We start from the raw sequence: 22114 nt of genomic DNA on the forward strand, positions 1-22114 counted from the left end.
CCGTGGACAGCCGGACCCTCCTCACCTACGCCTACGAGCAGGTCGCCGCGACGCTGCGCGATGCCCTGCGCGGCCTGGACGCCGACCGGCTCGCGCAGCGCCCCGGCCCGGACGCCAACCCGATCGGCTGGCTGGCCTGGCACCTGCTGCGCGTGCAGGACGACCACGTGGCCGAGGTCGCCGGCACCGAGCAGGTGTGGACCGCCGAGGGGTGGGCCGACCGGTTCGCCCTCCCGGTCGACACCGCGGCGACCGGCTACGGGATGAGCCGCGACGAGGTCGCCGCCGTCCGGGTGCCGTCGGTCGACCTGCTGCTCGGCTACTCCGGGGCGGTGCACGCCGCGACCGGCGCGTTCCTGCGCGGGCTCACCGAGGACGACCTCGACCGGGTCGTCGACGAGCGCTGGGACCCGCCCGTCACCCTGGGCGTCCGCCTGGTCAGCGTGCTCTCCGACGACCTGCAGCACCTCGGCCAGATCGGCTACGCCCACGGCCTGCTCGGCGGCTGAGGGCCGGGCCGCCGGGATCCGGGGGGCAGGGCCGGGCCCGGAGGCGGGCAGGACACGGCGGGCAGGACACGGCGGGCACGGCACGGTCGCGGGCAGGGCGCGGCCGAGCGCTCAGCGGCCGGCGGCCAGCCGGCCGGCCTCCACCCGCCGGGGCGCCACGTAGTACAGCGTGGAGCCCGCCGGCACCGGGGCCGCCCAGGCCGGGCTGACGGTCAGCCCCTCCGCCGTGCGCAGCGCCAGCACGGTCGCCCCGAAGGTCTGCCCGAACCACGTCTGGCAGGCCCCGAACGTGGTGTGCGGGAAGCCCGCCGGCACGCGCGCGGAGTAGGTGTTGCCGTGCCCACCGCTGGTCATCAGGTCGTTGTAGACCTGCGCGATCCCCGGGTCGGTGGCCTCCTCGGTCAGCAGGTAGGGCATGTGCCACTGCACCGCCTGCACCGTCGGGGAGACGTAGCGCAGCACCGACAGCCGGGACAGGTCGCGCAGCGCGGCCACCAGGTGGATGCCGGGGTTGGCGTGCACCACGGCCAGCGCGACGGCGAGGGTCTCGTTGTCGTCCCGGGCGTCGACGACCGCCGTCCGGGCCCCGGCCACCGCCGCGCGCTCCATGACGTCCTCGGAGGTGAGGTCGCCCCGCACGAAGTGCACCTCGGTCCGCTCCGGGAGGGGGTCCTCGGCCACGTCGTCCCAGGCGCACAGCACCACCCGGGTGCCGGCCTCGGCGGTGAGCTCGGCGATGATCCGGCCGGTGCGGCCGGGCGTGTAGCCCAGCAGCACGACGTGGTCGGTGAGGTCCAGGTCGACCAGCCCCCTCAGGCGTCGGCCCCGCACCGACTGCAACGCGGAGGCCAGCTCGGTGAACAGCAGGGTGAGCGTGACGATGCCGCCGACCACGACGTAGGCGCCGACGACGCGGCCGCCGAGGGAGGCCGGGAAGACGTCGCCGTACCCGACGGTGGCGGCGGTGATGACGAAGTACCACCAGTAGGTGTCCGGCCGGACGATCGCGCTGCCGGCCGGCTCGACCAGCGCCATGGCCAGCCAGCTGGAGAGGAAGACCGCCAGCGCCACCGCCAGGGGCAGCCGCCACCCCGTCAGCCGCAGCCGCACGGTGCGCAGCAGCCGCTGCAGCAGGAACGGCACGGGCACCCCCACGGACGGCGACCGGGGGACGCTACCGCGGCCGGGGCGCCGGCCGGCCGCTGCGACGGGCGGCGGGGCGCGCCCGGTCGTAGCGTCGGGTGCGTGAGCGAGCCGAGCCCGGACTTCTACGCCTTCGAGGACCTCCTCTCGCCGGAGGAGGTCGAGATCCGCGACCGGGTCCGGGCCTTCTGCGCGCGGGAGGTGACGCCGTACGTCAACGACTGGTGGGAGCGGGCGGAGTTCCCGTTCGACCTGGTGCCCAGGTTCGCCGAGCTCGGCATCGCCGGCGGCACGGTCCAGGGGTACGGCTCGCCGGGGATGAGCGCCGTGGCCGCGGGGCTGGTGGCCGCCGAGCTGGCCCGCGCCGACGGCAGCATCGGCACGTTCAACGGGGTGCACAGCTTCCTCGCCATGCAGTCGATCGCGCTCCTGGGCGACGAGGAGCAGCGCGAGCGGTGGCTGCCGGCGATGGCCCGGATGGAGCTGATCGGCGCCTTCGGGCTCACCGAGCCGCAGCACGGCTCCGACGCCGTCGCGCTGGAGACGTCGGCCCGGCGGGACGGCGACGGCTACGTCCTCGACGGTCGGAAGAAGTGGATCGGCAACGGGTCGATCGCCGACCTGGTGATCATCTGGGCCCGGGGCGAGGACGGCGCGGTCGGCGGCTACGTCGTCGAGAAGGGGACGCCGGGCTTCTCGGCGACCGTGATGACGGGCAAGACCGCCCTGCGGGCCGTATGGCAGGCCGAGCTGACCCTCGACGGGGTGCGGGTGCCGGCGGAGAACCGTCTGGCCAACTGCGCGTCCTTCAAGGACGTCTCCCAGGTGCTCGACCGCACCCGCTACACCGTCGCCTGGCGCGCGCTCGGGCTGGCCACCGCCTCCTACGAGCTGGCCCTGGCGCACGCCCTGCGCCGCGAGCAGTTCGGCCAGCCGATCGCCGGCTACCAGCTCGTCCAGGAGAAGCTGGCCCGGATGCTGGCCGACATCACCACGATGCAGCTGATGTGCTGGCGGCTGTCGACGCTCGCCGACGCCGGGCGGATGACCCCCGCGATGGCCTCCCTGGCCAAGCGGCACTGCGCCGCCCGGGCGCGCGCCGTCGTGGCCGAGGCCCGCGACGTCCTCGGCGGCGACGGCATCCTGCTCGAGCACCACGTGGCGCGCCACCACGCCGACATCGAGGCGATCTACACGTTCGAGGGCACCGACTCGGTGCAGGCGCTCATCGTGGGGCGGGAGATCACCGGGTTGTCGGCGATCTCGGGGCGGCGCCCCGCCCGCTGACGGGAGCGCCGCGCTCAGCCGGCCCGGCTCAGCTCGCGGACCAGGCCGGTGCGCTGCCGGCACTCGGGGCAGGCGCTGGTCCCCGCACCGATGCGGTCCCAGCGCTGGGACCCCCAGACCTGCACGATCGCCCCGCAGACGGCGAGCTCGACCTCCCCGTCGAGCTCGTCGCTCGGTCGGTGCGCCTCGACGGCGTGCCACGGCCGGTCGTTCCCTCGGGGATCGCCCTTGGACCACCTGTCCGGGCGGGCGAACCCCACGGCGTAGGACTTCACTGTCCACCTCCTGTGACCCTGATCTCCTGCCCGGTGCGCAGCGGGCCAAACGGCCGGGGCGGGGATGCGGATCGGCGCGGGCCGGATGTGTGCGGGGGCCCGTCCCCGGGGATGGGTGGGTACGTCACCACCAGCGGGGCGGCACCCGGGCAGAGGGACGCGTCCCGCGGACCAGCCGACGACGAGGAGATCGCCATGACCGAGACCCGCCGGGACGTCATCGAGGTGCTGACCCACGACCACCGCGAGGTGGAGTCGGTGTTCGTCGAGCTGGAGGGGCTGCGCGGCCAGACCGGCGAGGCCGCGAAGAGCCGCCGCAAGGAACTCGTCGACCAGGTGGTCATCGAGCTGGTGCGCCACTCGGTCGCCGAGGAGACCCAGGTCTACCCGAAGGTGCAGGAGAAGGTCAGCGCCGAGGAGGCCGAGCGGGCCAAGCACGAGCACGGCGAGGCCGAGGAGACCATGAAGGCCCTCGACGGCATGGACCCCGACGACCCGGCCTTCGACCGGCACCTCGAGACGCTGATGCGGGAGATCCGGGAGCACGTCGCCGAGGAGGAGGGGCAGATGTTCCCGCACATGCGCACCGTCTTCTCGGAGGACGAGCTCGTCGACATGGCCCAGCAGGTGGAGCGGGTCAAGACGGTCGCGCCCACCCGCCCGCACCCCTCGGTCCCGCACGAGAAGGGCGCCCGGCTGGCCACCGGCCCCGTTGCCGGGCTGTTCGACCGCATGCGTGATGCCGTCACCGGACGCGGTCAGGGCTGAGCGGGGCGACGTCGTCCGCTCCCGGTCCGCGCTACCGTTCTGGGTGCACGGACCGGGAGGGACAGCGGTGGAACCAGTCAGTCTGCTCGTCGGCGCGGCGCTGCTCGCCGTCGGCTTCGCGGCCGGGCGCGTCGGACGGCGACGGCCCCCCGCCCCTCCCCCGCAGCTGACGCCGATCTGCGGCTGCGGCCACCCCCTGTCCCAGCACGACCGCGAGAGCAACACCTGCTACGCCGAGCTGCGCCGCGACAGCTACGACAAGCGCGGGCGCTGGGCCGGGCACACCTGGGTGGCCTGCACCTGCCGGCAGTACGTCGGGCCCCGCCCGGTCGACGAGGTGTTCGTGCCCCGGGTGCTGCCACCGGCCGACTGACCCGGCGCACCGGGCCGGACGACGCGGCACCGCGGGTCGCAGGACCCTGACCTCCCCCGCGCCGGACGGGCAGCGTGGCCGGGGTGCTCGACGTGCTCACCTGCCCCCTGCGGCTGACGTTCCGCGCCGCTCCCGCCGCGGTGCCCCAGGGAGACCCCGTCCCGCTGGTGGTGCGGGCGACCGCCGACCGGGACGCCGTCGTGACCGGGGGTGTGGTCGAGCTCGTCCGCGACCTGACCCTCACCCGGGGCAGCGTGACGTGGACCGGGCACCGGCACACCGTCGGGGAGCGCTGCAGCACCGTCGAGGACACGGCACCTCTCCCCCTCTCCGGCCGGCTGGCCGCCGGGGAGCACCGGGACGTCCCCGCCGATCTCCTGGTCCCGACGGCGGGTGCCGCCACCGTCGACGGCCGGCTCGTCCAGCAGGGGTGGCGCCTGCGGGCCCGCGTCCGGGTGGACGGCGCCCGGGACGCCGTGCTGGACGAGCCGCTGCGCGTGCCGGCCCCCGGGGACCGTGCTCCCGGGGACGCGCCGGCGGGCCTGCGGGGCGGCGGCCTGCGGATCGACGACCTGCGGGTGGACGGCGCGGCCGGGCGGCTGACCGGCGGGGCGCTCGTCTCCGGCGCCGTGCCGGTCGCCCCGGGCGGCACCGCCCGGGGCCTGCGGGTCGAGCTGGTGCTCGCCGAGCACGTGCCGCCCGCGCCCGGAGCGCCGCTCCAGCAGGAGGCGGACGCCGAGACCGTGGTGGCCCGCACCGTCCTCGCACCCGCCGTCGACCGGGGCGCCGTCCCGCGGTTCACCCTGCGCGCCCCCGACCGGCTGCCGGCCCCGACGGTGCGGACCCCGGCCTGGACGGCCCGCTGGCTGCTGCGCGCGGTGCTCGACCGGCGGCTGCGCCGGGACCTGCGGGCGGAGGTCGAGCTGACCGGCTCGACCGCGGGCTGAGCCGGTTCAGCCCCCCGCCTCGACCGCCGCGGCCACCTCCGCGTCGCTGGGGTTGCGCAGCACGCGGCCCCGGCGCCACACCACCACCGGCAGGTCGGCCTCGGTGACCCCGAGCTCGGCGAGCAGGTCGGCGTGCTCGGCCGAGCCGTCGAGCTCGACGAACGCCGTCGACAGCCGCCGGGCGCGGGCGAACTCCCGGAGCCGCTCGGTGTCGGCCGTACCGGCACGGCCCACGATGCGGAGGTCGGCGGCCAGCTCCAGCAGCCGCGAGCGGCGGACCAGGAAGGCCCGCAGCACCAGCTCCTTGAGCGCCGGGTCGGCGGTGAAGACCTCGCGCATCCGGTCGTCGGGGACGCCGATGGCCGCGCCACCGCGGAGCACCAGCGCCGTGAGGGACACCGGCTCGTCGCTGAAGAGGTCCAGCTCGCCGAGGAAGCGGCCGGGCCCGTGCACGGAGACGACCCGCTGGCCCGGCCGGCCGAGGTCGTCCACGACGGCGACCGCGCCGGAGAGCACGACCTGGAACTCGTACCCGGGGTCGCCGGCGCGGAAGAGCGTGTCCCCGGGCTCGATCTCCCGGCGGGTCCCGTACCGGGCGAGCAGGGCGAGCTGGTCGTCGTCCAGCCGGGGGAAGGCGCCGTCCCGGTCGGGGGTCTCCGGCAGGTCACGGGGAACCGGGGGGACCGGCTCCTCCTCGCGGGGCGACTCCCCCTCCTCGCGGGGCGACTCCCCCTCCTCGCGGGGCGACTCCCCCTCCTCGCGGGGCGACGGCACGGGGTCGCGGCGCGGGCCGACCGCCGGCAGCACCCGCGGGTCGGCGGCGGCCCGCTCGGCCGGCGGGAGGTCCTCGGCCTCCGGGGTGGCCAGCAGGGCCGCGGCCAGCGACTCGGTGTCGTGCGGGCCGGCGTGCCGCCGTCCGCCGACGAAGAAGGTCGGCGTCCCCTCGACGCCGCCGGCCTCGGCGGACTCGACGTCCTCCTCCACCCGGCGGGCGTAGCGGCCGGAGCCGAGGTCGTGGGCGAAGCGCTGCACGTCCAGCCCGAGCGCCGCCGCGTACTGCAGCAGGTCGGGGGCGGTGAGCCGGTCCTGCTCGGCGAAGAGCCGGTCGTGCATCTCCCAGAACCGGCCCTGTGCCGCCGCGGCCTCGGCGGCCTCGGCGGCCAGCTGCGCGTGCGGGTGGACGTCGACCAGCGGGACGTGCCGGAACACGTAGCGCAGCCGCGGGCCGAAGCGCTCGAGCAGCTCCTCGACCGTGCCGGTGGCCCGGCCGCAGAACGGGCACTCGAAGTCGCCGTACTCGACCAGGGTGAGGGGCGCGTCGACCGGGCCGCGGACGTGGTCGCGGGCCGGGTCCACCGGCGGGTCGAGCAGCAGCGGGCGGCCCGCGCCCCCCTCGGGCCGGCGCCGGTCGCCGAGGCGGAACAGCGCCCAGCCCAGCAGCGCGGCGAGCAGCGAGGCGGCGAGGACGCCGACCCGCGCCTGGTCGGCCCGCGCCTCGTCGGTGAAGGCGAGGTCGACGATGAACAGCGAGATCGTGAACCCGATGCCCGACAGCGCGGCGCCACCGGCGACCTGGAAGGCGCCGAGGCCGGGGGCCAGCTCCCCCATCCGCAGCCGCACGGCCAGGCCGGTTCCGAGCAGGATGCCGAAGAGCTTGCCCAGCACCAGCCCGGCGACGACGCCGAGGGTGATCGGCGAGGTCGCCGCCTCGGACAGGGTCTGCGCCGACAGGCTCACGCCGGCGTTGGCCAGGGCGAACACCGGGACGATGACGAAGCTCGTCCACGGCTGCCACAGCTGCTGCAGCCGCTCGCTGGCCGACACCGAGCGGTCGATCGACAGCCGGGCCAGCCGCGCGTACTCGGGGTTGGGCGACTGCTGGTAGGCGCGGGCGAGCCGGGCTGCGGCCGCCACCTCGTCGCGGCGGGCGGGGTAGGCGGGGGTGAACAGCGCGATGACCACCCCGGCGAGCGTGGGGTGCACGCCGGAGAGGTACATGAACACCCACACCGCCACCCCGAGCACGAGGTAGGCCGGCCCGCGCCAGACCCGCAGGTACCGCAGCCCCACCATGAGCGCCAGGCCGGCGACGGCCAGCGCCAGCGGCGCCAGCTGGAGGTCGTCGGTGTAGAACAGCGCGATCACGCTCAGCGCCCCGACGTCGTCGGCGATGGCCAGGGTCAGCAGGAACACCCGCAGCTGGGCCGGGCAGGCCGGTCCGACCAGCGCCAGGACGCCCAGCAGGAAGGCGGTGTCCGTGGAGATGACCACCCCCCACGCGGTCACCGCCTCGTCCCCCAGGGTGAAGGCCACGTAGACCAGCGCCGGCACCACGAGCCCGGCCACCGCGGCCACCGCCGGCACCGCCGCCCGCCGCCGGTCGGTGAGCTCACCCATGACGAGCTCGCGCTTGATCTCCAGCCCCACGACGAAGAAGAAGAACACCATCAGGCCGTCGTTGACCCAGTGCTGCAGGTCCAGCGACAGCTCGGCGCCGCCCACGCGGACGGCGAACTCGGTGTGCCAGAAGCCGTCGTAGCTGTCGCCGAACGGGGAGTTGGCCCACAGCACGGCCACGACGGTCGCGAGCAGCAGCAGGCCGGCGCCGCCGGCCTCGGTGCGCAGCCGCCGGCGCAGCGGCGCGACGCGGGCGAGCAGGCCCGAGCCCCCGGGCGCGGACCGGCCGGTGGCGGTGGCCGTCATCGGGTCCCCTCCCGGGTGGTCGCGTCGACCGGGTAGAGCTGGGGCCCGGTGACGGCGCAGTGCATGCACTCCTCGAGGTGCAGCCGCTCCCGCGCGGCCGGCTCCTCCGCGGCGGCCGCCCTCTCCCCGGCCCCCTCCGCGACCAGCGGGCGCCGGACCCAGATCAGCGCGAGGACCGCGCCGGCCACCAGCAGCCCGGCGCAGATGAGCATCGCCGTCCGGAAGCCGGCGGCGAAGAGGTCCGGGTCGGTGTAGTCGTCCCCGCCGATGCCGGCCGCGACCGGCACCACGGCGACGGCGAGCAGGGAGGCGGCCCGGGCGACGGCGTTGTTGACCCCCGAGGCGATCCCGGCGTGGCGGTCCGACGCGGAGTCGAGCACGGTCGCGGTCAGCGGGGCGACCAGGAGCGTCAGCCCGGCGCCGAACAGCACCGCCGCGGGCAGCACCTCGGTGAGGTAGCCGGCGTCCTCGTCGATGCGCGCCATGAGCAGCACCCCCGCGGCGGCGACCAGCGGCCCGGCGGTCAGCAGGGCCCGCGGCCCGATCCGCTGCGCCAGCGCGCCCGCGCGCGCCGAGAACAGCAGCATCAGCACGGTGACCGGGAGCAGCGCGGTCCCGGCGACGAGCGGGGAGAAGCCCGGGACCACCTGCAGGTGCAGCACCAGCAGGACGAAGATCGCCCCCAGCGCTGCGTACACCAGCAGCGTCACGCCGTTGGCGGCGGTGAACTGCGGGTTGCCGAACAGCTGCGGCGGCACCAGCGGGGCCGCCGCGCGCCGCTGGACCAGCGCGAACGAGGCGAGCGCCACCAGCCCGAGCGCGATCCACAGCAGGTACCCGGCCCCGCCCCCGGCCTCCCCCGCCGCGGTCAGCCCGAAGGTGAGGCCGCCGAGGCCGACGGCGACCAGGACCGTCCCGGCCCAGTCCAGCTTCCCGACGGCCTCCGGGTCGCGGGACTCGGGCACGTGCCGGGCGGCCACGACGACGATGACCGCCGCCAGCGGCAGGTTGACGAGGAACACCGCCCGCCAGCTCCACTCGACCAGCCACCCGCCGACGAAAGGACCCACGGCCCCGGCCACCCCGGACAGCCCCGACCAGGCCCCGACCGCGGCGGCCCGGTCCGACCCGTGGAACGAGGCCGAGATGATCGCCAGGCTGCCGGGGGTCAGCAGCGCGCCCCCGACGCCCTGCAGCGCCCGGGCCACCACCAGCGTGGTGATGTTCGGGGCCAGCCCGCACAGCAGCGAGGCCGCCGCGAACCAGACGACCCCGACGAGGAAGACCCGGCGCCGCCCCAGCCGGTCGCCGAGCGAGCCGCCGAGGAGGATGAGCGAGGCCAGGGTGAGGGTGTAGGCGTTGACCGTCCACTGCAGCCCGGAGAAGCCGGCGTCCAGGTCCTCGCCGATCCGCTCCAGGGCCACGTTGACCACCGTCGCGTCGAGCATCGCCAGGCTCGAACCCAGCACGGTGGTGAACAGCACCCAGCGGCCCCGCGGGGTCCCCATCCGCAGCCCGCCGTCCGGACCGGTCGCCGCCCGGACCATCACGCCTCCTCCGGGGGCCGCGCGGCCCCTCGCCCCGCCAGAAGTCTGCCCGGCGGCGGGCCCGCGCGGGAGCCCCGGCCCGGTAACCGGGTGCCGGACCTGGACGGGCAGCGGCTACACGAACAGCGGGGTGGCCTCCTGCCGATCGGCGAGGGCGGCCATCTCCGCGTCGGAGGGACGCCGCTCGAAGCGCTCGGCCGCGTCGAGCAGCCGGGGCAGGACGTCGACGTCCCCGGTGCTGAGCAGGAAGGCCTCCGGGCGGCCCAGCACCCAGTGCACGGCGAGGTCGATGTCGGCCTGCTCCCGCAGCGGCTCGTACCAGGTCGCCGCCGTGGCCGCGCGGCCGTCCCAGCGGCGGCGGGCGAGGCCCTTGATGGTCTGCAGCGCCACCCCGCGCTCGGCGCAGACCGCGGCGAGCGACTCGAACCGGTCGGCATAGCGCTCGTCCTGCATCTGCACGTGGTTGTAGGGCAGCAGCACCGAGTCGAACGGGAAGCGCTCGAGGCTGCGCCGGTGCACCTCCGGCACCGACAACCCGTGCCCGGTCACGCCGATGAACCGGACCAGCCCCTCCTCGCGCGCCTCCACGGCCGCCTCGAGCGCGCCGCCGGCGCCCAGCGCGGTCTCCCACTCGATGACGTCGACCAGGTTGTGCAGCTGCAGGAGGTCCACCCGGTCGACCCCGAGCCGGTCCAGCGACCGCCGGATCTCCTCCCGGGCGGCCCGGTAGCCGCGCTCCCCGGTCTTCGTGGCGAGGAAGAAGGTGCCGGGGTGCCGCCGGAGCCAGCTGGCGATCCGCAGCTCGGCGTCGCCGTAGCTCGCCGCGACGTCGATGTGGTTGACCCCGTGCTCGAGCAGCACGTCGAGCGTGCGGTCGGCGTCGGCCTTGGCGACCGACGCCAGCGCCGCGGCGCCGAAGACCACGCGGCTGGACTCGTGACCGGTGGCGCCGAACGGCATCCGGGGGACCATGCGGCCAGGCTAGGGGCGGCCGCCCCCGGCCGCCGGTCGGGTCGGGACGCCGGGACCGGTGCCCCTCCGCGGGCCGCGCGGGCGGGCTGCCTCGACACGTCGCCACCCATGGCCGACGATGCCGGGGACCGACCGGGAGGGGGCCGGATGAGGGTCGCGCTGTTCGCCACCTGCCTGGTGGACACGGTGGTGCCGCAGGTGGCGATGGCCACGGCGCGGCTGCTGCAGCGGCTGGGCCACGAGGTCGTCGTCCCGCCGGGGCAGGCCTGCTGCGGGCAGATGCACGTCAACACCGGCTACCGGCGGGAGGCGGTGCCGGTGGTCGCCAACCACGTGCGCGCCTTCGCCGACGCGCTGTCGTCGGGGGTGGAGGCGGTGGTGGCGCCGTCCGGGTCGTGCGTGGCCTCGGTCCACCACCAGCAGGCGGCGGTGCTGCGCCGGGCCGGCGAGCACGGGCTGGCCGCCGACGCCGAGGCGCTGGCCGGGCGGACGTACGAGCTGTCGCAGTTCCTGGTCGACGTCCTCGGCGTCGTCGACGTCGGCGCCTACTACCCGCACCGGGTCACCTACCACCCGACCTGCCACTCGCTGCGGCTGCTACGGGTCGGGGACCGGCCGCTCGCGCTGCTGCGCGCCGTCCGCGGGCTGGAGCTGGTCGAGCTGCCGGGAGCGGAGTCCTGCTGCGGTTTCGGCGGGACCTTCGCGGTGAAGAACGCCGACACCTCGACGGCCATGCTCACCGACAAGATGGCGAACGTGCTCTCCACCCGGGCCGAGGTGTGCACCGCCGGGGACGCCTCCTGCCTGCTGCACATCGGCGGCGGGCTGTCCCGGCTGCGCTCGGGCACCCGGACGGTGCACCTGGCCGAGGTCCTCGCCTCCACCGAGCAGGCCGTCGGCCCGCAGCAGGCCACGGCGCCGGCGGTGCGGGCGTGAGCGCCGTCCACCTCGGGATGCCGGCCCCGCCGACCGCCCGACGGCCCACCCTCCCCACCGCCCCGGCGGGTGTGGGGCACCTGCGCGGCGACCGCCCCTTCCCCGCCGCCGCCCGCGACGCGCTGCGCGACGGCCAGCTGCGCGCCAACCTCGGCCACGCCACCGCCACCATCCGCGCCAAGCGGGCCGCGGTCGTCGGCGAGGTGCCCGACTGGGAGTCCCTCCGCCAGGCCGGCGCGGGCATCAAACGGGCCACCATGGCCCGCCTCGACGAGCACCTGCTGGCCCTGGAGGCCCGGGTCACCGAGCGCGGCGGGGTGGTGCACTGGGCCCGCGACGCCGCCGAGGCCAACCGGATCGTCACCGGGCTGGTCCGGGCCACCGGCTCGGGTGAGGTGGTCAAGGTCAAGTCGATGGCCACCCAGGAGATCGGCCTCAACGAGGCACTGGACGCCGCCGGCATCACCGCGCACGAGACCGACCTCGCCGAGCTGATCGTGCAGCTCGGCGAGGACACCCCCTCCCACATCCTGGTGCCGGCCATCCACAAGAACCGCGCCGAGATCCGCGAGATCTTCGCCCGGACCATGCCGCAGTTCGCCGGCCCGGGCGGCGCGGGCGACCTCACCGACGACCCGCGGCGGCTGGCCATGGCCGCCCGCGCCCACCTGCGCGAGCGGTTCCTGCGGGCGAAGGTCGCCGTCAGCGGCGCCAACTTCGCCGTCGCCGAGACCGGCACCCTCGCCGTCGTCGAGAGCGAGGGCAACGGCCGGATGTGCCTCACCCTCCCCGACACCCTGGTCACCGTCATGGGCATCGAGAAGCTCGTGCCGACCTGGCGGGACCTGGAGGTCTTCCTCCAGCTGCTGCCGAGGAGCTCCACCGGTGAGCGGATGAACCCCTACACCTCGCTGTGGACCGGGGTCACCCCCGGCGACGGCCCGCAGGAGTTCCACCTCGTGCTGCTGGACAACGGGCGGACGGCGGTGCTCGCCGACGAGACCGGCCGGGAGGCACTGCACTGCATCCGCTGCTCGGCCTGCCTCAACGTCTGCCCGGTCTACGAGCGCACCGGCGGGCACGCCTACGGCTCGGTCTACCCCGGCCCGATCGGCGCCGTGCTCTCCCCGCAGCTCACCGGCGTCGAGGACAACGCCTCCCTTCCCTACGCGAGCTCGCTGTGCGGGGCCTGCTTCGACGCCTGCCCGGTGGCCATCGACATCCCGCAGATCCTGGTGCACCTGCGCGCCGAGCACGTCGAAGCCGTCGCCCGGGAGAGGCGGCGCCCCACCCCGGAGGCGGTCGCCTTCCGCGCGCTGGCCAGGGCCATGTCCCACCCCCGGCTGTGGCGGGCCGCCCAGCGCGCCGCCGGGCTGGGCCGGTTCCTGGCCCGCGGCCGGCCCACGCTGCCGGCCGCGCTGCCCCCGCCGGCGAGCGCCTGGACCCGCACCCGCGACCTGCCCACCCCGCCGGCGCGGTCGTTCGTGCAGCAGTGGACCCGGGAGCACGGCGCATGACCGCGCGCGAGGAGGTGCTCGCCCGCATCCGCACCGCGCTCGGCGACCGGCGCCCGGAGGTCGAGGTCCCCCGCGGCTACCGCACCACCGACGACCGGCCGGCCGGCGCGCTGCTCGACGTCCTCACCGACCGGCTGGAGGACTACCGGGCCACCGTGCTGCGCTGCTCCGCGGACGACGTCCCGGCCACCGTGGCCGCCGCGCTGGACACCGGGCTGGGCGGCGGGTGGTCCCCGGCCGACGTCGTGGTCGCCCCCGGTGTCCCGGCCGCCTGGCGACCGGGCGGCTCGGCCGAGGACGACGGCCGCCCCGCCGCCGACCTCACCGCCTTCGCCGCCACCCTCACCGGCGTGGCGGTCGCGATCGCCGAGACCGGCACCCTGGTGCTCGACGGCTCTCCGTGCTCCGGCCGCCGGGCGCTGTCCCTGCTGCCCGACTGCCTGGTCTGCGTCGTCGAGCCCGACCAGGTGGTCGGCGGGGTGCCGGAGGGCCTCGCCCGCCTCGACCCCCGCGCCCCGCTGACGATGATCAGCGGCCCCTCGGCCACCAGCGACATCGAGCTGCAGCGGGTCGAGGGCGTGCACGGCCCGCGCACGCTGGTCGTCGTGCTGGTGGCTCAGGGGCGGTAGCCGCCCCGGAAGCGCCGCACCGAGGTCCACGCCACGCCGGGGGTCGGCTCCGGCACCCCCGCGGGCAGGTCGGCCGGGTCGACGCCCACGCCCAGCAGGGTGCGGGTCACCTGCTGGGTGGAGTCCAGCAGGTCGTCGAGCGCGCGGGACAGGTGGCGGCCGGTCACCGCGGTGAGCGGCGCCTGCTCGCGCAGAGCCTCCAGCACCGCCCGCCGCAGCAGCTCCTTGAGGAACGAGGCGGTGACGCCGTCGCTGCGCTCGACGGCCGCGGCCAGGTCGGCGTCCGAGACCCGCAGGGGGACACCGGAGCCGTAGAGGTCCAGCAGCCGGCGCCGGGCGGCGGCGTCGGGCAGGTCGACCTCGACGGCGACGTCGACGCGGCCCGGCCGGGCGGCCAGCGCCGGCTCGAGCAGGTCGGCCCGGTTGGTGGTGAGCACGAACAGCAGGTCGGCGTCCGGGGCGGCGCCGTCCATCGCGTCGAGCAGGTCGAACAGCACCGGGCCGGCGCCCGGGCCGAAGGAGCGGTCGGCGGCGACCAGGTCCACGTCCTCGAGCACGACCACCGCCGGCTGCAGGTCGCGGGCCAGCTCGGCCATCGAGCCGACGGCGCCCAGGGACCGCCCGGTCAGCAGCAGCCGGGTGTAGCCGGACATCCGCCCGAGCAGGTAGCGCACGGTGTGGGTCTTGCCGGTGCCCGGCGGCCCGTACAGCAGCAGGCCGCGCTTGAGGTGCTGCCCGGCGGCGGCCAGCGCGTCGCGGTGCTCGGCCACCCCCAGGGCGTGCTGCTCGATCCGGTCCAGCACCGGTTCGGGCAGCACGACGTCCTCGCGCGCCGTCCCGGGGGGCGCCAGGAAGGTCAGCTCCACCCCGCCCATCGGCGTCGGGGTGACCTCGACCAGCCGGCCGCGGTAGACGTTGAGCTCCCGGCGCAGCCGGTCCAGCTCGGCGAGCACGGCCTGCGCCCGCGCCACCGGGAGGCCGGCCACCTCGACGGTCAGCCGCGGCTCGTGCTCGTCGGGTCCCTGGACCAGCAGCACGTAGCGGCCCGCCGCGTCGGTGACCACCAGCAGGGCCAGCTTCAGGCAGGCCCGGGTCGAGCCCGGCCCGTCGGGCAGGTCGACCACCGTGGGCGCGCTCAGCCGCACGGGTGGCAGCGCCTCCCCGGTGACCAGCTGCTGGAGGTCCAGCCCGCCGAAGTGCGGGGGCAGCACGATCCCACGCACCTCGACGCTCCGCCCGTCGGCCCTCGTCCAGGTGTCCAGGGCGGCCTGGAGGTTGACCTGCTCGAAGAGCGGCAGCCGCCGGGCGACCACCGACTGCTCCAGGCCGGCCGGCCCGAGGGCGTCCTGCACCAGGGCGACGACCTCGTTGCGGACCCCGCCGACCGGGGCGTGCAGCCACTCGAGCAGCGCGCGCAGCCCCGCGGCGAAGTCCCGCTGCTCCGCCGGCCCGGCTCCCGACTCCCCCGCCCCGGCTCCCGATGCCTCCGTCGCCACCCCGCCCACCCCGTCCCCGGTCTCCACCGCCCGGCCCTGGCCCCCGGACGCAGCGACGCCGCGACGCCGCGACGCCGCAGCGCAGGAGCGCAGCGTAGGCGATCACGCCGCGGACCGGCCGACGCGGACGGCGGCCGGGACCGGGCGCTCGCTCGGCAACTCCTGCCAACGGGACGGCGCGATTGCGTGCGGCCTGCGTCACAGCACACGCCGGGCGGGGCGCCGATGCTGCGGGCATGACACGCCGGCTGTCCACCGCGCGGACCGCTCCCCGCCCCGGGGTCGCGGCCGCACCGTCGTCCCCCTGGTGGCGGGACGCCGTGGTCTACCAGGTCTACCTGCGCTCGTTCGCCGACGGGAACGGGGACGGGATCGGCGACCTCGCCGGGCTGCGCGCCCGCCTGCCCTACCTGGCCTGGCTCGGCGTGGACGCGGTGTGGGTGAACCCGCACTACCCGTCCGGCGGGGCCGACGGGGGTTACGACGTCGTCGACCACCGGGCGGTGGACCCCGACTACGGGGACGTCGCCGACGTCGAGGCCCTCGTCGAGGACGCCCGGGCACTGGGCCTGCGGGTGCTGCTCGACGTGGTCCCCAACCACAGCTCGGACCAGCACCCGTGGTTCCGGCGGGCGCTGGCCGACCCGGCCTCCCCCGAGGCCGGGCGCTACCACTTCGCCCCGCCGTCGGAGGCCCCGCCCAACAACTGGCGGTCGCTGTTCGGCGGCCCGGCCTGGTCGCGGACGCCGGACGGCCGCTGGTACCTGCACCTGTTCTCCCCCGAGCAGCCCGACCTCAACTGGCGCGACCCCGCCGTCGCCGCCGACTTCGAGGACTCCCTGCGCTTCTGGCTGGACCGCGGGGTGAGCGGTTTCCGCGTCGACGTGGCCTACGGGCTGTTCAAGGACGCCGCGCTGCGCGACAACCCCGGCAGCTACTCCCCCACCCTCTTCGGCCACGGCCCGGAGCAGGCCATGACCTGGGACCAGCCCGAGGTGCACGACGTGTGGCGCCGCTGGCGGTCGGTCTGCGACGAGTACCCCGGCACGATGCTCGTCGGCGAGGTGTGCCTCGCCGACCTCGACCGCGTGGCGCGGTACTCCCGCCCCGACGAGCTGCACCAGTCGCTGGCCTTCCGGCTGCTGAAGTCCTCCTGGGACGCCACGGCCTTCGCCGAGGCCGCCACCGGTGCGCTCGACGCCTTCGGCCGGGTGGGGGCGCCGGTCTCCTGGGTCCTGGGCAACCACGACAAGGACCGCATGGTCACCCGCTTCGGCGGCGGGGCGGTGGGCACCGCGCGCGCCCGCGCCGCGGCCCTGCTGCTGCTCGCGCTGCCCGGCTCGGCCTACGTCTACGCCGGCGACGAGCTCGGCCTGCCCCAGGCGCACGTGCCGGAGGCGGCGCGGCAGGACCCGATCTTCCACCGCAGCGGCGGGGCCCGGGCCGGCCGGGACGGCTGCCGGGTGCCGCTGCCCTGGAACACCGCCCCCGGGCTGGGCTTCTCCCCCACCGGCGCCGCCGACCCGTGGCTGCCGGTGCCCGCCGGCTGGGACCGGCACGCGGTCTCCCGCCAGGCCGGCGAGGGCGGCTCCACGCTGACCCTCTACCGGCGGGCGCTCGCGCTCCGCAGGGCCCACCCGGCGCTCGGCTCGGGTGCCGCGGAGGTCTCCGTCGAGGACGGCCTGCTCACCGTGCGCTGCACCGGGGCCGGCGGTGCGGTGCGCTGCGTGGTCAACATGGGCCGCAGCACCCGGCTGGTGGCCGACCCCGGCCGGGTGCTGCTGGCCTCGACCTCCCGGGTGCGCTCCTCGGGCAGCAGCCTGGCCCTGCCCCCGGACAGCGCGGTGTGGGTCGCCGAGGGGTGACGCCGGTCCGGCGGGCTCAGGAGGCGTAGCGGTCGGCGAAGGTGGCGAGCAGGCGGCCGGGCTCGGTGACGACGGCGGTCGAGACCCGCTCGACCACCGTCTCGACCTCCGCGGCCGGGAAGTAGCCGGCGTTGCGGTACACCCGCACGCGGGTGACCAGGCCGGCGACGTCGAGCTCCGGGTGGAACTGGGTGGCGTAGACGTTGCGGCCGACCCGGAACAGCTGCACCGGGCAGCCCGGCGAGGTGGCCAGCAGGACGGTGGACGGCGGCAGCACCCGGCAGGCCTCCTTGTGCCCGACCAGCGCGTCGAAGACGTCGGGCAGCCCGGCCAGCAGCGGGTCGGCGCGGCCCTCGGGGGTCAGCGACACCGGCACGCAGGAGACCGGCTCGCCGAACGTCCGGTCCACCACCCCGCCCTGGTGCCGGCCCAGCGTGCCGATGCCGTAGCAGGCGCCGAGGAACGGGACGTCGCGGGCGACCACCTCGTCGAGCAGCCGGCGCAGGTCGGCCTCGACCCGCCGCTGGACGGGCGACTTGGCCCCCTCGGGGTCGCTGACCGTGAACGGCCCGCCGCCGAGGATGACGCCGGAGACCGCGCCGAGGTCGACCTCGGGCAGCGGCCCGGCCTCCAGCCGCACCCGGCGCAGCCCGGCCTCGTCGAGCCCGGTCAGCCGGAGGAACGCCGCGTACTCGCCGTCCGCGGCGTCGTCCTCCGGCCGCGTGCCGAGGAACAGGAAGGGCCGCACGCGCAGGGATGCTAGAGCGCCGACAGCCCGGCCAGCCCCGCCGGCGCCCGGCCGAGCAGCCCGGTGGGGGTGAGCGCGTCGGCGCCGCGCCGGTCGACCACCAGCACCGGGCCCGCGCCCGGGACGCCCGCGGCCGCCAGCACCTGCGCCCAGCCGGCGCCGTGCCGGCGCATGGCACGGGCGGAGACCTGCCGGCGGCGCTCCGCCTGGCCGTCCTCGGCGGTCCGCTGCGGGACGTCGAGGAGGACCAGCCGCAGCGGCCGCCCCGACCAGCGGGCCACGGCGCGGACGGCGGCCGGCCAGCCGCGGCCGGTCCAGGGGTCGGTGAGGACGACGACCGGCGCCGGGCCGGCCAGCGTGAGCAGCACGCGCGCCCGGTGCAGCAGGTGGACCAGCGGGCGCAGCAGGCCGTAGGGCAGGCCCACGCCGGCGTCCCGCAGCGCGCCGGCGACCTGCTCGGAGTCCCGGCCGACCACGCCCGGCGGCGTCTCGGCCAGCACCCGGCGCAGCAGCGTGGTCTTCCCCGAGCCGGGCAGCCCGCCGATCACGACCAGGAGACGTCCGTCGTCGTCCACGTGCCCTCCCTCCGCACACCACGGCTCCTGAGCGATGCGGCCCCGAACGATGCGGCTCCCGAACGGTGCAGCTCCCCAGCATGCCCCTGGATGCTGGGCGCACCCTGCCAGCGACCTGGGTCCCGGGTGAACGGGCTCCGGGCTGGGTGTTTGTGGTGCCGGACACAGCCTTGCTAGGGTTCCCGCCGACGGTTTACCGACCGAACGGTCGGTTTCACACATCCCCACGACAGCGGGACGGTCGATGACGACGCACACGGCACCGCAGGCACGCGCACGGACCAGCCGGGAGGAGCGCAAGGTGCTCGCCGGCACCCTCGCCGGCACCACGATCGAGTGGTACGACTTCTTCATCTACGCCCAGGCGGCCGGCCTGGTGCTCGCCCCGCTGTTCCTGGCCCCGGTGAGCGAGGACTCCCCCGGCCTGGCCACGGTGATCTCGCTGGCCACCATCGGCATCAGCTTCCTGTTCCGCCCGCTCGGGGCGATCGTCGCCGGCCGGCTCGGCGACCGGCTCGGCCGCAAGCGGATGCTCGTGTTCACCCTGGTCCTCATGGGCGCGGCCACCGCGCTGATCGGGCTGCTGCCCACCTACGGCCAGATCGGTGTGCTCGCCCCGGTGCTGCTGATCCTGCTGCGGGTGCTGCAGGGCTTCTCCGCCGGCGGCGAGTGGGGCGGCGCGGCGCTGATGAGCGTCGAGCACGCCCCGCTGCACCGGCGCGGCCTGTTCGGCGCCTACCCGCAGATCGGCGTCCCGATCGGGATGATCCTGGCCACCGGCGTGCTCTGGGTGCTCACCACCGTCACCACCCCCGAGCAGTTCGAGTCGTGGGGCTGGCGGATCCCGTTCCTGTTCTCCGTGGTGCTCATCGGCATCGGCTACCTGATCCGCCGGGCGGTCGACGAGAGCCCGGTCTTCGAGGAGATGCGCCAGCGCCGCCGGGAGTCCTCCGCCCCGCTGCGCGACCTGTTCCGCCACAACACCAAGCAGGTCGTGCTCTCCGCGCTGACGTTCATCGCCAACAACGCCGCCGGCTACCTGCTCATCGCCTTCTTCATCGCCTACGCCAGCACCACGCTGGAGATGCCGCGGTCCTCGGTCCTGCTGGCCACCACCCTCGCCTCGTTCGGCTGGCTGGTGTTCACCCTCTACGGCGGGGCGCTGTCGGACCGGATCGGCCGGCTGCGCACCTTCCAGATCGGCTACGCGCTGGTCTTCGTGTGGATGATCCCGCTGTTCCTGCTCATCGACACCCGCAACATCTGGCTCTACGGCATCGCGCTGTTCGCGCTGACCATCGGCCTGGGCCTGTCCTACGGCCCGATGTCGGCCATGTACGCGGAGATGTTCCCGGTCGCGGTCCGCTACTCCGGCGTCTCGATCGGGTACGCGCTCGGCGCCATCCTCGGCGGGGCGTTCGCGCCGATGATCGCCGAGGTGCTCATCCAGTCGACCGGCTGGTCGGGCTCGATCGGCCTCTACATCATGGGCCTCTGCGTGATCTCCTTCGCCGCCGTCACCGCGATCGGCGAGACCCGCGGTGCCGACCTGCGGGTCGCCGACGTCCACGAGCCCGCCGGGCACACCGGGGCCGGGCGGGCGGCCGGCGGGCGCGCGTGAGCAGCCTCCCGTCCCGGGTCGGCGTGATCGGCGGCGGCCGCATGGGCGCCGGCATCGCGCAGGCCTTCCTCGCCGCGGGGGCGCGCGTCGCCGTGGTGGAGGCCGGGGCGGACGCCGCGGAGGCCGCCCGCGGGCGGGTGGCCTCCGGGCTGGCGGAGGCGGCCCGCCGGGGGAAGCTGGCCGAGGACGTCGACGACGTCCTCGGCCGGCTGGCCCTGCTGGACTCGCCCGCCGAGCTGGGCTCCGGGACCGGCCTCGTGGTCGAGGCGGTCCCGGAGCGGGCCGACCTCAAGGCCGAGGTGCTGCGGGCCGCGGAGGCCGCCGCCGGCCCCGACGCCGTCCTGGCCACCAACACCAGCTCGCTCTCGGTCACCGAGCTCGCCGCCGCCCTGGAGCGCCCGGCCCGCTTCCTGGGCCTGCACTTCTTCAACCCGGTGCCGGCGTCCCGGCTGGTCGAGGTCGTGGTCGCGCAGGAGACCGACCCCGCCCTGGCGGAGACGGCGAGCGGCTGGGTGCGGGCGCTGGGCAAGACCGACGTCGTGGTGCGCGACTCCCCCGGCTTCGCGTCGTCGCGGCTGGGCGTGCTGCTCGGGCTGGAGGCGATCCGGATGCTCGAGGAGGGCGTCGCCGACGCCGAGGCCATCGACACCGCGATGGAGCTGGGCTACCGGCACCCGATGGGCCCGCTGCGCTCCACCGACCTGGTCGGCCTGGACGTGCGGCTGGCCATCGCCGAGTACCTGCACCGCACGCTCGGCGAGCGGTTCGCGCCACCGCAGCTGCTGCGGGACAAGGTGGCCGCGGGCGAGCTCGGCCGCAAGACCGGCCGCGGCTTCCACACCTACGACTGACCCGGGGGGGCCATGACCGTCGGACCGGCGGACACCACCGCGCTCGTCGACCCGGCGACCTACGAGTCGGGTCCGCCGCTGGACCTGCTGCGCCGGCTGCGGGCCGAGGGGCCGGTGACCTGGGTCGACGAGCCGGCGCTGCACGGCCAGCCCGCCGGCCCGGGGTTCTGGCTGGTGCTGCGGCACGCCGAGGTCGAGGACGTGCTGCGGGACCCGGCGATGTTCTCCTCGTGGCTGGGCGCCACCCAGGTCCGCGACGCCGCGGACCTGGGGTGGGTGCGCCGGATGATGCTCAACATGGACCCGCCGGACCACTCCCGGCTGCGGCGGCTGCTCTCCCGCTCGTTCACCCCGCGCGCCGTGGCGGCGCTGACCGCCGCCATCGAGGCGACCGCGGACGGGCTGGTGGCGCGCATGACCGGCGGGCTCGGCGAGGGCCGGTGCGACTTCGCCAAGGACGTCGCCGCCGACCTGCCGCTGCTCACGCTCGCCGACGTCCTCGGCGTGCCGGCCGAGGACCGCTGGCTGATGTTCGACTGGTCCAACCGGGTGATCGGCTGGCAGGACCCGGACTACGCGACCTCGGCGGCCTTCGACGGCACCGGCGGGACGCCGATGGCCCGCGAGGCGCTGGCGCTGCGGCCGGCGCCCGGCCCCGACGGGCGGATGCCCGATCCGCGCACCCGGGCCGGCATGCCCGACCTCTACGCCTACGCCCGGCTGCTGGCCGAGGAGAAGCGCCGCTCCCCCGGCGACGACGTCATGTCGATCCTGCTGGCACAGGTCGACGAGGGCGGTGGGCGGGTCAGCGACGCCGAGTTCGAGAACATGTTCTGGCTGTTCGCCGTGGCGGGGAACGAGACGCTGCGCAACGGCCTGCCCGGCGGGCTCGTCGCGCTGCTGGAGCACCCGGAGGCGCTGGCCGCCGTCCGGGCCGACCCGTCGCTGCTGCCCGGCGCGGTCGAGGAGATGCTGCGCTGGTGGACGCCGGTGATGGTGTTCCGCCGGACAGCCACCCGCGACACCGAGCTGGGCGGCGCGCGGGTGCGGGCCGGCGACAAGGTGGTCGTGTCGTTCACCTCGGCCAACCGGGACGAGGCGGTGTTCGCCGACCCCGACGCCTTCGACGTCCGCCGTGCGCCGAACCCCCAGCTGGCCTTCGGCCACGGGCCGCACTTCTGCCTGGGCGCGCAGCTGGCCCGGGCGCAGATGCGGGCGCTGTTCGCCGCGCTGCTGCGCCGGACGTCCTCGATCGAGCTCGACGGCCCCCCGGTGCTGCTGCGGTCGAACTTCCAGCGCGGCGTCAAGCGCCTCCCGATCCGCTGGACCGCCTGACGGAGTGCCCCGTGCGA

20 protein-coding genes are annotated in these 22114 nt (G+C 76.1%); 12 read left to right on the top strand and 8 right to left on the bottom strand.

The window, feature by feature from the left end:
* Nucleotides 1–2 precede the first annotated feature (2 nt).
* Nucleotides 3–509 carry a mycothiol transferase gene (locus ACI8AC_RS14715; protein ID WP_456898538.1) on the top strand — a complete coding sequence of 169 codons (507 nt, stop codon included), beginning with the start codon at nt 3–5 and terminating at the stop codon, nt 507–509.
* A 111-nt stretch (nt 510–620) separates the two neighbouring features.
* Here ACI8AC_RS14715 and ACI8AC_RS14720 read toward each other — a convergent pair whose 3' ends face one another.
* The gene (locus ACI8AC_RS14720; protein WP_456898539.1) at nt 621–1652 is read right to left on the bottom strand and encodes an NAD-binding protein; all 1032 of its coding nucleotides are present in this window, start codon (nt 1650–1652) and stop codon (nt 621–623) included.
* A gap of 102 nt (nt 1653–1754) precedes the next feature.
* Between ACI8AC_RS14720 and ACI8AC_RS14725 the strand changes: the two genes are divergently transcribed.
* Nucleotides 1755–2939 carry an acyl-CoA dehydrogenase family protein gene (locus ACI8AC_RS14725; protein WP_456898540.1) on the top strand — a complete coding sequence of 395 codons (1185 nt, stop codon included), beginning with the start codon at nt 1755–1757 and terminating at the stop codon, nt 2937–2939.
* A 14-nt stretch (nt 2940–2953) separates the two neighbouring features.
* Here ACI8AC_RS14725 and ACI8AC_RS14730 read toward each other — a convergent pair whose 3' ends face one another.
* Nucleotides 2954–3214: a hypothetical protein gene (locus ACI8AC_RS14730; protein WP_456898541.1), complete on the bottom strand. Its 261-nt coding sequence runs from the start codon at nt 3212–3214 to the stop codon at nt 2954–2956.
* 195 nt (nt 3215–3409) lie between these two features.
* Between ACI8AC_RS14730 and ACI8AC_RS14735 the strand changes: the two genes are divergently transcribed.
* The 3 genes from ACI8AC_RS14735 (at nt 3410) to ACI8AC_RS14745 (ending at nt 5302) form a co-directional block, all read left to right on the top strand.
* Complete coding sequence (locus ACI8AC_RS14735; RefSeq protein ID WP_456898542.1) at nt 3410–3982, top strand: hemerythrin domain-containing protein; 573 nt, start codon at nt 3410–3412, stop codon at nt 3980–3982.
* Nucleotides 3983–4049: 67 nt separating this feature from the next.
* Entirely contained in the window at nt 4050–4355 is a 306-nt protein-coding gene (locus ACI8AC_RS14740; RefSeq protein WP_456898543.1) for a hypothetical protein, read from the top strand.
* Between the two features lie 83 nt (nt 4356–4438).
* Nucleotides 4439–5302: a hypothetical protein gene (locus ACI8AC_RS14745; protein ID WP_456898544.1), complete on the top strand. Its 864-nt coding sequence runs from the start codon at nt 4439–4441 to the stop codon at nt 5300–5302.
* A 6-nt stretch (nt 5303–5308) separates the two neighbouring features.
* Here the strand turns inward: ACI8AC_RS14745 and nhaA are convergent, their stop codons facing one another.
* From nhaA to ACI8AC_RS14760, 3 genes are all read right to left on the bottom strand, one after another.
* Nucleotides 5309–8005: a Na+/H+ antiporter NhaA gene (nhaA, locus tag ACI8AC_RS14750; protein WP_456898545.1), complete on the bottom strand. Its 2697-nt coding sequence runs from the start codon at nt 8003–8005 to the stop codon at nt 5309–5311.
* Nucleotides 8002–9552: an MFS transporter gene (locus ACI8AC_RS14755; protein WP_456898546.1), complete on the bottom strand. Its 1551-nt coding sequence runs from the start codon at nt 9550–9552 to the stop codon at nt 8002–8004. Before ACI8AC_RS14755 ends, nhaA begins: the two co-directional genes overlap by 4 nt.
* Before the next feature lie 114 nt (nt 9553–9666).
* Nucleotides 9667–10524 (bottom strand): aldo/keto reductase, encoded by an 858-nt coding sequence (locus ACI8AC_RS14760; protein ID WP_456898547.1) that lies wholly within the window; start codon nt 10522–10524, stop codon nt 9667–9669.
* 147 nt (nt 10525–10671) lie between these two features.
* Between ACI8AC_RS14760 and ACI8AC_RS14765 the strand changes: the two genes are divergently transcribed.
* The 3 genes from ACI8AC_RS14765 to ACI8AC_RS14775 are packed head-to-tail and all read left to right on the top strand — an operon-like array spanning nt 10672 to nt 13606.
* On the top strand, nt 10672–11460 hold the full coding sequence (locus tag ACI8AC_RS14765; protein WP_456898548.1) for a (Fe-S)-binding protein: 789 nt from the start codon (nt 10672–10674) through the stop codon (nt 11458–11460).
* A complete protein-coding gene (locus tag ACI8AC_RS14770; protein WP_456898549.1) occupies nt 11457–12977 on the top strand; it encodes a LutB/LldF family L-lactate oxidation iron-sulfur protein in 1521 nt (506 codons plus the stop codon). The genes ACI8AC_RS14765 and ACI8AC_RS14770 overlap by 4 nt, the downstream gene beginning before the upstream one ends.
* Complete coding sequence (locus ACI8AC_RS14775; RefSeq protein ID WP_456898550.1) at nt 12974–13606, top strand: LutC/YkgG family protein; 633 nt, start codon at nt 12974–12976, stop codon at nt 13604–13606. Before ACI8AC_RS14770 ends, ACI8AC_RS14775 begins: the two co-directional genes overlap by 4 nt.
* On the opposite strand, the gene ACI8AC_RS14780 is transcribed toward ACI8AC_RS14775, so the two are convergent.
* Nucleotides 13594–15102, bottom strand: a complete 1509-nt coding sequence (locus tag ACI8AC_RS14780; protein WP_456898551.1) for an AAA family ATPase — start codon at nt 15100–15102, stop codon at nt 13594–13596. The two genes, ACI8AC_RS14775 and ACI8AC_RS14780, sit on opposite strands and share 13 nt — an antisense overlap.
* 236 nt (nt 15103–15338) lie before the next feature.
* Between ACI8AC_RS14780 and ACI8AC_RS14785 the strand changes: the two genes are divergently transcribed.
* Nucleotides 15339–16967: a glycoside hydrolase family 13 protein gene (locus ACI8AC_RS14785; RefSeq protein ID WP_456898552.1), complete on the top strand. Its 1629-nt coding sequence runs from the start codon at nt 15339–15341 to the stop codon at nt 16965–16967.
* Nucleotides 16968–16983: 16 nt separating this feature from the next.
* Here the strand turns inward: ACI8AC_RS14785 and ACI8AC_RS14790 are convergent, their stop codons facing one another.
* Nucleotides 16984–17715, bottom strand: coding sequence for a glutamine amidotransferase (locus tag ACI8AC_RS14790; protein WP_456898553.1), 732 nt, complete (start codon nt 17713–17715; stop codon nt 16984–16986).
* A gap of 11 nt (nt 17716–17726) precedes the next feature.
* Complete coding sequence (locus tag ACI8AC_RS14795; protein ID WP_456898554.1) at nt 17727–18290, bottom strand: AAA family ATPase; 564 nt, start codon at nt 18288–18290, stop codon at nt 17727–17729.
* Between the two features lie 244 nt (nt 18291–18534).
* On the opposite strand from ACI8AC_RS14795, the gene ACI8AC_RS14800 reads away from it, so the two are divergent.
* From ACI8AC_RS14800 to ACI8AC_RS14810, 3 genes are read left to right on the top strand one after another with little or no spacing between them, the layout of a single operon-like run.
* Nucleotides 18535–19911: an MFS transporter gene (locus ACI8AC_RS14800; RefSeq protein WP_456898555.1), complete on the top strand. Its 1377-nt coding sequence runs from the start codon at nt 18535–18537 to the stop codon at nt 19909–19911.
* Nucleotides 19908–20762, top strand: coding sequence for a 3-hydroxyacyl-CoA dehydrogenase family protein (locus tag ACI8AC_RS14805; RefSeq protein ID WP_456898556.1), 855 nt, complete (start codon nt 19908–19910; stop codon nt 20760–20762). Before ACI8AC_RS14800 ends, ACI8AC_RS14805 begins: the two co-directional genes overlap by 4 nt.
* 12 nt (nt 20763–20774) lie before the next feature.
* Entirely contained in the window at nt 20775–22097 is a 1323-nt protein-coding gene (locus ACI8AC_RS14810; protein ID WP_456898557.1) for a cytochrome P450, read from the top strand.
* The last annotated feature ends 17 nt before the right edge of the window (nt 22098–22114 follow it).

The organism is Geodermatophilus sp. SYSU D00758 (genome assembly GCF_054049955.1).

What these genes read in the sequence shown, in the direction of transcription:
- ACI8AC_RS14775 (WP_456898550.1), top strand. Translation starts at nt 12,974, where the DNA reads ATGACCGCGCGCGAGGAGGTGCTCGCCCGCATCCGCACCGCGCTCGGC.
- ACI8AC_RS14755 (WP_456898546.1), bottom strand. Translation starts at nt 9,552, where the DNA reads ATGGTCCGGGCGGCGACCGGTCCGGACGGCGGGCTGCGGATGGGGACC.
- ACI8AC_RS14765 (WP_456898548.1), top strand. Translation starts at nt 10,672, where the DNA reads ATGAGGGTCGCGCTGTTCGCCACCTGCCTGGTGGACACGGTGGTGCCG.
- ACI8AC_RS14735 (WP_456898542.1), top strand. Translation starts at nt 3,410, where the DNA reads ATGACCGAGACCCGCCGGGACGTCATCGAGGTGCTGACCCACGACCAC.
- nhaA (WP_456898545.1), bottom strand. Translation starts at nt 8,005, where the DNA reads ATGACGGCCACCGCCACCGGCCGGTCCGCGCCCGGGGGCTCGGGCCTG.
- ACI8AC_RS14800 (WP_456898555.1), top strand. Translation starts at nt 18,535, where the DNA reads ATGACGACGCACACGGCACCGCAGGCACGCGCACGGACCAGCCGGGAG.
- ACI8AC_RS14810 (WP_456898557.1), top strand. Translation starts at nt 20,775, where the DNA reads ATGACCGTCGGACCGGCGGACACCACCGCGCTCGTCGACCCGGCGACC.
- ACI8AC_RS14785 (WP_456898552.1), top strand. Translation starts at nt 15,339, where the DNA reads ATGACACGCCGGCTGTCCACCGCGCGGACCGCTCCCCGCCCCGGGGTC.
- ACI8AC_RS14760 (WP_456898547.1), bottom strand. Translation starts at nt 10,524, where the DNA reads ATGGTCCCCCGGATGCCGTTCGGCGCCACCGGTCACGAGTCCAGCCGC.